11 protein-coding genes and 5 pseudogenes are annotated in these 12615 nt (G+C 43.8%); 2 read left to right on the top strand and 14 right to left on the bottom strand.

Annotated elements, in window-relative coordinates; translation table 11 throughout:
• Positions 1-94: 94 nt before the first annotated feature.
• The 5 genes from AB4Z45_RS31020 to AB4Z45_RS31000 form a co-directional block, all read right to left on the bottom strand.
• Positions 95-799 carry a L,D-transpeptidase family protein gene (locus AB4Z45_RS31020; RefSeq protein WP_441913326.1) on the bottom strand — a complete coding sequence of 235 codons (705 nt, stop codon included), beginning with the start codon at positions 797-799 and terminating at the stop codon, positions 95-97.
• Between the two features lie 114 nt (positions 800-913).
• On the bottom strand, positions 914-1096 hold the full coding sequence (locus tag AB4Z45_RS31015; protein ID WP_441913361.1) for a DUF2238 domain-containing protein: 183 nt from the start codon (positions 1094-1096) through the stop codon (positions 914-916).
• A gap of 897 nt (positions 1097-1993) precedes the next feature.
• The gene (locus AB4Z45_RS31010) at positions 1994-2233 is read right to left on the bottom strand and encodes a glycine zipper domain-containing protein (RefSeq protein ID WP_441913325.1); all 240 of its coding nucleotides are present in this window, start codon (positions 2231-2233) and stop codon (positions 1994-1996) included.
• Positions 2234-2653: 420 nt separating this feature from the next.
• On the bottom strand, positions 2654-4333 hold the full coding sequence (locus tag AB4Z45_RS31005; RefSeq protein ID WP_441913323.1) for a ribonuclease J: 1680 nt from the start codon (positions 4331-4333) through the stop codon (positions 2654-2656).
• A 222-nt stretch (positions 4334-4555) separates the two neighbouring features.
• The gene (locus AB4Z45_RS31000) at positions 4556-4903 is read right to left on the bottom strand and encodes an AMP-dependent synthetase and ligase (protein WP_441913321.1); all 348 of its coding nucleotides are present in this window, start codon (positions 4901-4903) and stop codon (positions 4556-4558) included.
• Positions 4904-5257: 354 nt separating this feature from the next.
• On the opposite strand from AB4Z45_RS31000, the gene AB4Z45_RS30995 reads away from it, so the two are divergent.
• Positions 5258-6355: an L-dopachrome tautomerase-related protein gene (locus AB4Z45_RS30995; RefSeq protein WP_441913319.1), complete on the top strand. Its 1098-nt coding sequence runs from the start codon at positions 5258-5260 to the stop codon at positions 6353-6355.
• A gap of 173 nt (positions 6356-6528) precedes the next feature.
• Here the strand turns inward: AB4Z45_RS30995 and AB4Z45_RS30990 are convergent.
• From AB4Z45_RS30990 to AB4Z45_RS30970, 5 genes and pseudogenes are all read right to left on the bottom strand, one after another.
• A pseudogene (locus AB4Z45_RS30990) lies at positions 6529-6597 on the bottom strand (hypothetical protein); the annotation flags it as partial.
• A 238-nt stretch (positions 6598-6835) separates the two neighbouring features.
• Positions 6836-6950, bottom strand: a pseudogene (locus tag AB4Z45_RS30985) (glutathione-dependent formaldehyde dehydrogenase); the annotation flags it as partial.
• Between the two features lie 161 nt (positions 6951-7111).
• Entirely contained in the window at positions 7112-7417 is a 306-nt protein-coding gene (locus AB4Z45_RS30980; RefSeq protein ID WP_441913317.1) for a hypothetical protein, read from the bottom strand.
• A gap of 63 nt (positions 7418-7480) precedes the next feature.
• Positions 7481-7729: pseudogene (locus AB4Z45_RS30975) on the bottom strand (transposase); the annotation flags it as partial.
• A 336-nt stretch (positions 7730-8065) separates the two neighbouring features.
• Complete coding sequence (locus AB4Z45_RS30970) at positions 8066-9013, bottom strand: SDR family NAD(P)-dependent oxidoreductase (RefSeq protein WP_441913315.1); 948 nt, start codon at positions 9011-9013, stop codon at positions 8066-8068.
• 170 nt (positions 9014-9183) lie between these two features.
• Between AB4Z45_RS30970 and AB4Z45_RS30965 the strand changes: the two genes are divergently transcribed.
• Entirely contained in the window at positions 9184-9870 is a 687-nt protein-coding gene (locus AB4Z45_RS30965; RefSeq protein WP_441913313.1) for a TetR/AcrR family transcriptional regulator, read from the top strand.
• Between the two features lie 180 nt (positions 9871-10050).
• Here the strand turns inward: AB4Z45_RS30965 and AB4Z45_RS30960 are convergent.
• The 4 genes and pseudogenes from AB4Z45_RS30960 to AB4Z45_RS30945 all read right to left on the bottom strand — a co-directional run.
• Positions 10051-10284 (bottom strand): annotated as a pseudogene (locus tag AB4Z45_RS30960) (transposase domain-containing protein); the annotation flags it as partial.
• Between the two features lie 38 nt (positions 10285-10322).
• Positions 10323-11054: pseudogene (locus AB4Z45_RS30955) on the bottom strand (IS3 family transposase); the annotation flags it as partial.
• A 104-nt stretch (positions 11055-11158) separates the two neighbouring features.
• The gene (locus AB4Z45_RS30950) at positions 11159-11503 is read right to left on the bottom strand and encodes a transposase (protein WP_441913312.1); all 345 of its coding nucleotides are present in this window, start codon (positions 11501-11503) and stop codon (positions 11159-11161) included.
• 164 nt (positions 11504-11667) lie between these two features.
• A partial coding sequence (locus tag AB4Z45_RS30945) for a SpoVR family protein (RefSeq protein ID WP_441913310.1) occupies positions 11668-12615 on the bottom strand: 948 nt, incomplete at its 5' end.

The raw sequence follows: 12615 nt of genomic DNA, 5'->3' as shown, positions 1-12615 counted from the left end.
TGATATGTTTTGTAGTAAAGCTTAAATTTATACAAAAAATTAATTGTCATTAAAGGCGTGGCGGAAAATGCGTCATTGGGTTCTCACATTTCTTTTATTCTAACAATCCCAATTCCTCATACACCTTATTTGATACAACACCGTTCTGCGCCAAATGATGATCACGTTGAAAATGTTTTACAGCCGTGGTTGTATTCGAGCGAAATTTTCCATTACATATTCCATTAAAGTATCCGGAGCTCTTTAAACGAGACTGAATTAGTTGTACATCTCCTCCGACGTCACCTTCCGCCAAATCCCTCGGTTCATGATTCGGATCCCCCAATATGTGTCCATATATCGTTACTTTAGCCCCGAGTGGAATCATTTCGAATAATTCAATGACATCATTGTTGCGCATACGTATACAACCGTGACTCAAATGCTGCCCGATAGAAAACGGTTTGTTCGTGCCGTGAATGCCATAATTCCCCCAAGGGACGTTTAATCCTAGCCATCGTGGACCAAAAGAGGGACCCCAGTTTTCTCCCTTGTATATGACTTGGTATTCCCCAACAGGAGTTGGAGTGGACGGATTACCGACGGCGACGATATAAGTTTTAATTTCCTTTCCCTGTGCCCGTACTATTAATCTGTGTTGTTGAGGATAAACTTCGATAGAAAACCCTTTTTGATCAGCTACGATCGGTAGCGAAGGTTCGGCATTAGTTGTTTGAAAATTGGTTACCTCAATAGCGCTCAAAATAAGCAAAGCTATTGCAAAAACTCGAAGAAGGAGGAAAGTTATTTTTCGAATCATCTGTAGTCACCATAAAATTTATTTTCTTAGCTATTGCTGTAGCTTATCCTCTGATTTAATTTTTCATTCTGAATAATGACATTTAATCATTGCGCATTTTTTTGAATTGAGAAGTTAATTGTTAACCACTCGTTCGTAATAGCTTCTTCTTGTATGAAACGATGTTTTTAGCCAATGGTCAAATGGTGTGCCCTCATATGTATAATGTGCCGCATAAGTATGAAGACAAAAGAACACAAGCATCAGAAGATAGGACAGATTTGAAAAACGAAACCATTTATAAGTAAAGACAAGGATAAGGATAATCAGGATAAGCGGTATGCTATCAGCTAGCCATTGAGATCGCTAATTGGATGATATCGCCATAAGACTAAAAAATAGGATGAAGATGAATATCATTAATTTTAAAGGTTTATTTCGAGCAAAAGGAATTTAGGAAAATAAATGCAGAACACTGGCAAGTAATGAATCAGCAAATCAAATTTTAGTGGAAGCCAAAATTATCGCAGCAAAAAAAGAGTGAGGGAGGTGCTAGTTGCAAGAGAAGTAACGTAGTGCTTTCTAAACGGGTAGCTGGGATAGTATTAACAGATTTATCCCAGACAACCCAATTGGAATAGAAGTCATTTAGAGGAGCTAGATGGTAAGTAAGTATAGATATGGTGGAGTAAAGACTTTAATTGCTTATTTGGATGAGGTTCCAGAAGCTCAAGCTCATTAAATGTACTTTTAATGCGGTTGCCTTTCAATCGAATGTATGGTTTTAGTTTTTTTGATTTCTTCTTCATGCTAATCACTAAGACCTCCTGAAATTTATGATAATGGATTATTTTATGTCTAAGAAAGGCAGCTCGCCTGTGCATTCGCCAAAAGAGTTGTATCTAATGAATTATATAGATGACTTGCTGATGATAACTAATTGGTGAATAAGTTGTTCAGCATGAGCGAGTTGTTGTGAATTTTGAATGTTTGCTTATTGTTGTTCCTCCAAGTTTTTGTAATTTTTTTTTTGACTAGCTTGTTTTGCCATTGATATTTAGATTTTCACCTAATTTAAAAACAAATAATGCTGCATATTCGAATTAATTCGAAATGCAGCATTAGGAAGTGAAGAATTATTTATTTTAACCATCTCAAAACAATTTAAATGCATTCAAACATCTAATACCTAACTGAAGCTGGTGACTAACCATTTTAATCCTTTCGTTGTGCTTCGTCGTTGTTATCGTCAGCAGCCCCTCCAACCTTATTTCCCAATGCTGCGCCTACGATACCGCCAACAACAGTTCCAACAGGACCCAAAGCAGAGCCTACGAGTGCACCTGCAGCAATACCACCCGCCGTACCTACAGCTTTTCCGATGTCAGCTCCATCCGTATTGGTGCTATTTTGATCAGAATCAAGATTTCGATTGAGTTCTTCATTTTTAGTCATTTAATTTCTCTCCTTCGTTTTAATGACAGCTGCTACATTTACCGTAGTCACAATGGATATCATGTCCTAAATAGTATGAAAGGATTCATTCCTTGATGAGTTTGATACTATTGCGCGGTAATCGATCGGGACAAAGGGATGTGCAAGGATGTCTCGCATGGTGAATTCGCTGCTTCAATGCTTGGATGAATTAAAATAAGAGAGTATATTACATGCTGCAACCATTTTGGATGCAGAATTGGATTCTGTATCATGGGGAAGATTTGATACAAAAATACATCTCTTTATTGCAATAAAAATATCCCCACTAAGGTTCACTTAATCTTCATGTAACAACACGAAGTTTTTTGAGTGTCTACTTAAAGGGGATAATACAATGCCTTAAATTGAAGCAAGGGGATTTGTAATTATGTGGATTCATTACACTTCAATGATGATTGGTAAAACCATTGGCCGTCTTTTTGTTTTTGCATAAAGCAGCTTACTTGTAGATTCTTTAATACGATGTTTTAATATAGACCACTTACCATCATTTCCATTTTCTTGTAAGTCAGCAATGGTTTTCATCACAAGTCGACCTACTTCGCCTAATAAAGCTTCGGATTCTCTAACGTATACGAAACCTCTGCTAATAATGTCAGGCCCGGATAGTACGGAGCCTTCTATACGACTAAGTGTGACAACAACAACAAGGATGCCATCCTCGGCAAGATGTTTTCGATCGCGTAAAACAATGTTTCCGATGTCGCCAATGCCCAAACCATCGATAAGTGTATTACCTGCTGTAACTTTCCGTGTTTGTTGTACATGATTTCCTGATAGGTCAAGAACATCTCCGTTATTCATTATATATATATTATCCTTCTCTACTCCAACAGACTCAGCAAGTAACCGATGCTGGTATAACATGCGATATTCTCCGTGGATAGGGATGAAATAGGTTGGTTTCATTAGCGTAAGCATTAGTTTAAGTTCTTCTTGGCTGCCGTGACCAGACACATGCATTCCTGTCGCTACACCTGATCCATGAATAACATGAGCCCCAAGCATATACAGATGGTCTATCATGCTTGCAACGTTCTTTTCATTCCCTGGAATTGGTGATGACGCGAGGATAACAGTATCACCAGAAGATATTTCTGTATGTGGATAGGTGGAGCTAGCGAGACGCGAGAGTGCAGCCATCGGTTCACCCTGGCTTCCCGTACACAATACCGCAACTTTTTCTCTCGGGAGGTGATTGGCCTCTTTTGCTTCAATAATCATGCCTTCGGGAATGTGGATATAACCAAGCTCCTGAGCAATCGTTACAACGTTGATCATGCTGCGACCAAGCAGCAGGAGCTTGCGGTTTGTTAGAATAGAAGCATCCACAACCTGCTGTAAGCGATTAATGTTGGAAGCAAAGGTGGACAGAAATATTTTATTTGTTGCTTTCTGAAAAGCATCTGCAATTTTTTCCCCTACCACTCGTTCAGAAGGAGTAAAGCCTGGTCGCTCAGCGTTCGTGCTCTCGGATAATAAAGCAAGCACCCCTGCTTCACCAATTTTCGCCATCCTATGAATGTCTGGGAATTGTTTATTGGAAGGAGATAGATCAAATTTGAAGTCTCCCGTATGAACGACCGTACCTTCAGGCGTCTGTAATACGATACCAACACAATCTGGAATGCTATGGTTTGTACGAAAAAAAGAAAGCTGAAAGCTTCTTCCTAGTTCAATAAATGAGTCTGTTTTAATTTCATGAAATAAGGCTCCTTTGAGACGATGTTCGTTTAGCTTTCCCTTGATTAAACCGAGTGTTAGACGAGTTCCATATACAGGAATATTTAGCTGTTTCAATATATAAGGAATTCCGCCGATATGATCTTCATGTCCGTGCGTGATCACTAATGCGCGTACTTTTTCTTGATTCTCAATCAAATAGGAAATGTCAGGGACGATTAGATCTATGCCGGGCAGACTCTCGTCTGGAAATTTAGAGCCACAGTCAATGACAATGATGTCGTCAGCGTATTGGATGACATACATATTCTTTCCGATTTCGAATACACCGCCAAGGGCAAAAATAGATAGTTTATTCAACTCTTTATTATTCATCTCCAATAAACCTCCGCATCATTGGTAAATGGCTATACGAAAACAGGAAAAAACCCTGCTTTTCAACAGGGTTTTTCCTATCAGGAAGCAGCTTATATTTTAAAATCCTAGCATTCAAATCATAAAAACCTAGACAATGTTCACTCGGCATTATAGTTTTTCCCCGAATATTGTTGCTTTGGATTGAATATTGCATCATGGTGCGCATTTCACCAAACTGACTTAATGAGAATAGTTGTTAAAGCCTTGTGGTTGTTGATGGTTGTTCATCGTTGAATATGCAGTCATTTGTGTTTGTGATGACTGAGCCAATTGGTTGCAGATGGTTGAGATTTGGTGCAATTGCTGAAGTGCTGTTTGATGGCCTTGCAGAGCGGTTTGTATAATTTGAGCGGCTTGCTGTTCACGTTGTGCTATTTGTTCCAGTGCTTTTGCATTATTGAGTTCTTGGTTTAACAATTGTTGATATTGCCCTGATGCTTGCTGAGTTTGGTTCACCAATTGTTGGATAAGTTGTTCGGCATGAGCAAGTTGTTGCGAAATCTGATTGTTGGACTGAAACTGGTACAAATGAATTCCTCCTGTTGGATATTTTGGATTTTCTGACCTAATTAGAATGACTCATACTAAGATGGAATATTCAATTTCTTCTAAATTTAATTTTCATATCCATGAGCTGCCGATTCATAGTCAAAAGGCATCAATACCGAAATTGGCGAAATGAACGAAACGTACGAGGTCGTTCAGCCCTTTTGGGCGTATCAACGTTTTGTACTTAACGAGAGAACAACAGATACCGGCATTAGTACGGTCGAAGCAGCAGTAGCATTCATCACGATAGAAAAATTTATCAAGAACCAGGCACTACAAAAAAAATTCATCATATATAGTTGATATCCGTTCGGATTTGATGAGGAGGATATTATGCAACCTATGTTACCTATGGAAAAATATTTTGGGCAATTTGAACTGGTGCATGCTTTTTATGGGGCTATGCCTACAGGTGTCAGCGTTTCCGAAACCGGCCGTATTTTTGTTTGCTTTCCGAAATGGGGAGACGACGTTCAATTTACTGTGGCGGAAATTGTTGAGGGTGAAATGAAGCCTTATCCCAGTTTGGAAATAAATTTGGTTAATACTAGCAACAATGTAATGTCTTTCGTCAGTGTCCAAAGTATCGTTGCTGATGGAAGAGGAATACTTTGGGTACTAGATACAGGAGCACCAAATTTTTCTGAACCTATTCAAGGGGGAGCAAAATTAGTTGCTGTTGATTTAAGCACGAATACAATAAGAAGAGTATATACCTTTACAGAAGATGTTGTCTTGCCAACAACTTATCTGAATGATGTCCGTTTGGATTTTCGTGTTGGAAGAGCAGGTTATGCATATATAACGGATTCTTCTTCCAGAGGGCCAGGAGCTATTATCGTCGTAGATTTAGAAAATGGGAACGCGTTTAGACGGTTAAATGGGGCAATATCAACTTCACCTGATCCCTATTTTTTACCGAAAGTAGAAGGTAAAATTTTGATGAATCGAAACCCGGACGGCTCGACTTCCCCATTTAGATTGGCTTCCGATAGTTTAGCGATTTCTCCTGATGGAAAGGTTTTATTTTATGCTCCGCTAACCAGCCGTCAACTGTTTTCAATCTCAACAGAAGCCCTAAGAGATAGAAGGATACAGGACATGAATTTATCCCAATATGTGCACTATTGGGGGGAAAAAGGTGCGTCTGATGGAATGATCACCGGCGCAAACGGCACCGTTTATGCGGGAGACTATGAAAACAACAGTATCCGGAAGATATTGCCGAATGGTGCAATGGAAACCATCGCGCATGACCCGAGAATTTTATGGCCGGATACTTTTTCGATTGGCCCCGATCAATACTTATATGTCATTGTGAATCAATTACATCGGCAGGCGAGATTTCATTATGGAAGAGACCTACGGGAAAAACCATATAGTTTACTTCGTATGAGAATTGATGAATTCCCTGCTCCTACCTTTTCATAATAATTTTAAACGAATGTAGCTATCCCTGATCCCAAACTAAATCCCCTATTCCGCTTATGGAGTAGGGGATCTTCAATTCTAACCAGGAGCGAACAACGTATGACACAAGCTAATCAACAACTTGAGTTCTTCTCGGCAAACCAATACGAAAAGAAAGTTCCCGCGAAACGTGTTAACTCGTACATATACGGCATGTAGTGAACGACCGGAGCTTGTCCGGAGCGGATATTCACGTTGCGCTGCTTAGGGATCATCCCGTGAATAAGGTGAAGGTCGGAACCGCATATGGCGGTGCCTTCGTTCAATTCAAACGAACACGGGGATATGGGCGGAGTATTCCTCAATGAACCAGATGAGATCTTTTTCTGGCCATGTCAGAAAACGTTTGGAGTCAGTGGCCTGCGATTGAGCGGCTGATGCGGCGGCAGCTGTTCGATCTGGGTCTAGATTCCACAAGCATCGTAAGAGGAGGTAGGGATTAAATGCGCTCATCGTGCCCTTGCAGTTTCAAACCGCTGGCTAGAAATTCGAGATCGCTCATCTTGCGGTCCATTCCTACCTCATCAATCACGACATCGGCGCCGCCTTTGGTCATCGTAGTTGTCAGAGCAAGAGTGGGGTTCAGTCGGATGCTGAAGGTATTTCTTTGGAATTCCTGCAGCGATTGGTTTGAACAGTTGAATCGGCCACTCTTTATATGAATTGCAACTGTTGTTAATTACTATAAATCCATGATTCTTATCGAATCGGCGCTGCTTATGTTAAGTAAATAGCAACATTCTCCGGTGTACGTCCCTCAGGCTCATGCTTAGGCTGCTCTGGCAGCATCGTTCCATCCTCTAAGTGCAGCCAAGTATCGAAGCTTCGTTCTCCTTCTTTCAAGGAAATGACCCTCGCTCCTGTTAAAAAGGGCCGATCCAGGTATGCGTTTCGGGTCGTGCGGCCATAGCAAAGACGGATGCCATGCCAATCGCCCCAGAAATCGTGACCGTGGTCATGGCCAGCGAAGGTGCCCATGACATCGCCCATCTCGATCATAGCTGCGAAGAAACCGGAATTCACCCAAGGCGCGCAGCAGAAAGGAGCATTACGCTCTCCGTAGCAGACACCGAAGTCCCATACATCTTATTCAGTCAATCGGAAAGGTTTTTTCTTGGTCAAAATCGCATACATCCAATGGATTAGTCTATTTACACAAGCGATCACGGCTACTTTAAATAGTTTGCCTTCTGCACGCTTTTTGTCGTAATAAGCTCTTATTCTCTTGTTACGTGACTCTTTCAGTCCACACCTTACAGCTTGATATAAAGCTGTCCGAAGCCTTCTAGAACCACGTTTGGTGATTTTATTTCGGGTTGCTGTAAACTTGCCGGAAGAAAAGTAAACTATCAATTAATGATAAGTTAAGTAGGTTTATTAATGACTATCCAAATTGGGGGCTGTATTCTACTGTTGAAGAGTAAGCGTCAAATATCCCCTTATCCGGAATTCCGCATAAGGGGATATTTGACGCTTACCTAGTAATTGAGGATACCGTGCGCCGCTATGCGTTTCAGCATCTTCGCCGTCGCGAGCCCTATGCCGCTCGTGCCGCCAATGATCACCGCCCGCTTCGCTTTGTACCGTTCCATGCGTACTTTCCTTGCGACGCCAGCGGCGCCTAGCTGATTGTGAACTGTTTAGTACGATAAGACAAGGACGCCGGAGACACTAAGACAAGTCGAGGCCGGAGACCTTGACGACGGCTTGCCACGCGGCTTCCTGGTTGGCGCGATCGTGGAGGTGGGGCTCGAGCTGCACCTCGATTGGGCCTGAGAACTTCCCTTTGGCCGAGGCGAAGAATTGCCCTGAGACGTCGGTTCCGAACTCCGACGCCTGGATGTAGCGACTGGCCGCGGTCTCCGGCGTCTGGTTCATGCCGGGAATGAGGTTCACGATTGGGATAAACACATACTTCAACAGAGGGCTAGCGCTTCGCTTCACGTTGGTGGCGGTCGCCCCACCGGGCGATACAGCGTACACAGCCATGCCGGACGGCAGCCGGCGCGCCAACGCCGCGACCCACCAAGCGATGATCAGCTTCGCGTCGGCATACGCATTGTTGGGCACGTACTTCACATTCGGCCCGTTGCGAATCAGGGCTTCAACAGCGGCGGTTCGGTCGCCTTGATGGTATTTGGCCGCGAAGGCGGGCAGGTCGGTGTATTTGAACATCGGCACGCCCCCTCGGGCAGGCTCCGCGCCGGCGATAACAATTCGTGCGTCGGGACTCAGCAGGTCGGCATTGAGCAACCCGACAGTCAGTTCATGATGACCAATGAGCGGGGCCTGAGATGCCTCGACGCCCGCCGCGGTAATCTCGCGCTGCTTGAAGGGAACCAGCCCCGCATTGAGCAGCAAGAAATCAACCGGCCGACCTCGTTTGACCAGCTCGGCGAGGGCGGATTGAACGCTGGTCGGTGCGTCCAGATCCAGCTCCAGCGGAGTGAAAACCTGTGTCTTGGTCTCAGCCGCGAGTTGAGCGGCCGCTTCTTGAACCCGGGCCAGGCTGCGCCCGGTGACGATGATCTGGCGGTAGCCCTCGATGGCGAGCTTGCGGGCTGCCGCATAACCGAGCCCGGAGGTGGCGCCTGTGACGAGTGCGATCGAATGTTCCATGTGTATTCTCCTTCTGAGGTTAGGGTTGCTTTGCTAATTTTGAACTGTGTGTGATGCAAAATGGACTACTTAGTCCATAGTAACATTAATGGACCAAATAGTCCAGTTCATAGTATAATATTGGTGAAAATCGTGCTATACTTTCAGGATAGGAGATTACTGCAAAAAGAATGAGAAAGGAAGAGGGAAGAAAGCTTATGCCAAACAACGGGTCTTTAACTTCACGCGGGCAGAACAGTAGAGAGCGTATTCTGAATCAGGCAGCCCAACTTGTTTACGAAAAAGGCGTCCGGGGTACCAGTATGGACGATATGAGGGTCGCAGCTTCCGTCAGTAAAAGCCAGCTCTATCACTATTTTGCTAATAAGGAAGAATTGGTCCTGGCGGTTATTGAGCGGCAAACCGTCAATGTGCTGGGTGCGCAACTGCCTCTCCTGGAACATTTGGACACATGGGAAAATCTAGAAAAATGGAGAACGACGATTATAGACTTAAAGGAAAGCAGCGAGAGCTTGGGAGGATGCCCGCTCGGTTCACTGGCTAGCGAACTAGCCGACCAGGACGAGACAGCCAGGGTGGCCCTGGTGCATTCTTTTGATGGATGGGAGCAGTACTTTATTGATGGATTTAGCAAGATGAAAGAGCGGGGTGATCTTCGGGCCGAGACTGACCCGGCTGAACTAGCTTGTGCAGTTATAACCAGTCTACAGGGAGGGCAGCTCTTAACCAAGACCCGCAAATCGACCCGTCCTTTCAAAATTGCCCTTCAAACGGCCTACGCTTATGTATTTTCATTTGCGACCAACCCGCAGGACGTGGAAATGGCAAAAAAGGGACGGAGCCAAGTTAACCCATAAAAACAGTACTCACTCAAGCGAGCTGCCAAAACCCTATAGTAATCGACAAAGCTTAGTTCTATCACGTTGTTTTAGGCCGAATTTAGGTGTCAGAACCTCTTAAAACTCCGATTGCGGCACCATAGTCAAAAGTGATCGTAAAAGCCCCCACCTTGAAACAAAGTGAGGACTCTAATATGCTTATTTCTTGGGGATTTTACATATCTCAGGCAGCATATCTGACCAAGGAAGCAATGCATCAATACTCTTATGATCTTTTGTATTTATATTAGGCAATTGCTCAAAGAGATACTTGAGGTACACAAAAGGATTGAGTTCATTTTCTTTAGCAGTTTCAATTACACTGTATATCGTAGCACTAGCCTTCGCACCACGTGATGTATTGCAAAAAAGCCGATTTTTTCTTCCTAGGACATTGGTCATACCCCTGTCAAGTAGACAGTTGAAAAAAGCTATGCTGCCAGCGCGCACCGATATTCAATTGGCGCGCGCTGCTTCAGTTTAGATTGATACCGCTGGTAGTTATAAAGGTAGATGTACTCTTCCACAGTTTGCTGAATTTCTTCTCCTGATTTACACTGTTGGAGATACAACTTCTCTGTCTTGCGATGCGAAAAAAAGGATTCGATGCACGCGTTATCCAGGCAGGTTGCTTTGCGAGAGTGGCTGCCTTTAACGCCGAATGCTTTTAAGCGCGTGTTGTATGCCTGAGACGTATATTGGAAGCCTTGGTCCGAATGGAGCACGGCTTCCGAAACGTCTCTTTTTCTTGTCCACTGCTCGACGGTATCGAGCACGAGTTTCACATCGTTGCGGGCAGACAATTGCCAAGCGACAACCTCATTGTTGAATAGATCTTGAATGACAGAGAGATAGTGAAAGTTCTTGTCGTCGGAAATGTAGGTAATGTCAGTGACCATTTTTTGCTGAGGTGCTGTGGCATGGAATTTGCGTTTTAGACGGTTCGGGTACACGATCGAAGGCGTGTAATTCGACTGTTTTCGCTTCCTTCGAATGACCGATTGAATGTCCAATGCCTGCATGAGCCGCCATACCTTCTTGTGATTAACAATGTAACCTATCTCCCTTAAGGCCATCTTCATACGCGGATACCCGAAGTAAGGATGTGTGAAATGGATGGCCATCATATGCTCTTTCATCTCATGATCCCGGTCTTGTCTGGCATCGCGCTGTGGCTGCGTGGCTCGTCATTTGTAATAGCTGGCTCTTGGTATGCCTGCAATGGCTAACAGACGTGTAATGCCGTGCTGACAGCGTAGTTCTTCGACTATTTTATAGTTGTCTCGCTGACCCGGAGCTTCTCCTTTACTAGATTTGGATACCGCTTTTTTAAGTAATCTACCTGCGCTTTCAGGTAATCCCGTTCTTCCTCTATAGTACTGAAGATCGTGCGAGGACGTCCTGTAAGAGGGTTAGGTGTCTTTTCTGCACGTACGTCAAAGGCCTCTCCGTTCTGCCATTTCCTCACCCAGACCTTTAATTGGCTACTGTTTCTGATCTCTAACTTTTCAGCCACTTTCTTATAACTGAATGATCCCTTCATATATTCCTGCATCGCAGCCAGCTTAAATTCTTCTGTATATTGCTTAAATGTTTGTCCCTTTTTAGCCATAGAAAAATCCCCTCCAAGTTCACTCTTTTCCTCACGATAACATGAGGTTTTTTTTGAGTGTCTACTTAAAGGGGATAATACCATCGAGTGAGATCGTTTTTTTTGTCTCATCATTGTGCATGATAGCTCTTCAAAACAGAATTAAGAAGCTCTATTCTCTTAACTCAAACAAACTTCCGACTCGTCTTCTTCCCATCACAGCTAAACACAATCTTTTTATCCTCAACAAACGTCTCCAGGTGAACGTTTTTTCCCCAAAGCTGAACGACATGAGGCAGCGTACGCTCCACATACTTCAGATCCAATTCCATACCCTCATACTCGTGGATTAAATAAAGCTCACCCACACGATTAAAATCTCCATCCTTAACCATCAAGCTAGGAAACCCGCCGTTTACTTTCGAATAAACAAGCTGATCGCGAATTTTCTCCCACGACTTATCGGTAATTTTCCATTCAGGGCCTTTTTTCTCGAAAATGTACAGATCAAGATCATTAACCAGATCCTTCGTTAGGTAGTTGCGGATGAACGAAATATCTGAATCAAGTTCGCGTACCTCAAACATTTTTTCCCTGCCCTTGCCAGGGACGCGTCCGAAGCGTGCTTGTTCTTCCTTCGTTGGGTTATCGAATCGGCGCTCGATATCCTCGAATATTTTTAAGCCCAAATAATAGGGATTCAAGGTATGCCGGGATGGCTGCACGACAGAGGAGTTCAGCTTAGCGAACTCAATCGTTTCATCGCTTGTCAGATCAAGCTCGCGAATAATTCGCTGATGCCAGTAGGATGCCCAGCCTTCGTTCATAATCTTGGTCTCGATTTGAGGCCAGAAGTAGAGCATCTCATCGCGAAGCATAGATAGAATGTCCCGCTGCCAATCCTCAAGAGTAGGGGAGTATTCCTCAATGAACCAGACGAGATCTTTTTCTGGCCGTGGCGGAAAACGTTTGGCGTCAGCAGCTTGCGATTGAGCGGCTGATGCGGCGGCAGCGGTTCGATCCGGGTCCAGATTCCACAAGTCATCATAAGAGGAGGAAGGGATGTTCCACTCCGAGCGCTCGCTGTCCTTTTGCACCATTTCGATATAACGTTTCTTATCTAATTGATAAGG

This window comes from Paenibacillus sp. MCAF9 (assembly GCF_052114265.1).
GTDB lineage: Bacteria > Bacillota > Bacilli > Paenibacillales > Paenibacillaceae > Pristimantibacillus.
Note: the sequence above shows the minus strand (reverse complement) of the source record. Positions and strands in the feature narration are given on the sequence as shown.

What these genes read in the sequence shown, in the direction of transcription:
- AB4Z45_RS31010 (WP_441913325.1), bottom strand. Translation starts at nt 2,233, where the DNA reads ATGACTAAAAATGAAGAACTCAATCGAAATCTTGATTCTGATCAAAAT.
- AB4Z45_RS30970 (WP_441913315.1), bottom strand. Translation starts at nt 9,013, where the DNA reads ATGGAACATTCGATCGCACTCGTCACAGGCGCCACCTCCGGGCTCGGT.
- AB4Z45_RS30950 (WP_441913312.1), bottom strand. Translation starts at nt 11,503, where the DNA reads ATGGCTAAAAAGGGACAAACATTTAAGCAATATACAGAAGAATTTAAG.
- AB4Z45_RS30965 (WP_441913313.1), top strand. Translation starts at nt 9,184, where the DNA reads ATGAGAAAGGAAGAGGGAAGAAAGCTTATGCCAAACAACGGGTCTTTA.
- AB4Z45_RS31005 (WP_441913323.1), bottom strand. Translation starts at nt 4,333, where the DNA reads ATGAATAATAAAGAGTTGAATAAACTATCTATTTTTGCCCTTGGCGGT.
- AB4Z45_RS31020 (WP_441913326.1), bottom strand. Translation starts at nt 799, where the DNA reads ATGATTCGAAAAATAACTTTCCTCCTTCTTCGAGTTTTTGCAATAGCT.
- AB4Z45_RS30995 (WP_441913319.1), top strand. Translation starts at nt 5,258, where the DNA reads ATGCAACCTATGTTACCTATGGAAAAATATTTTGGGCAATTTGAACTG.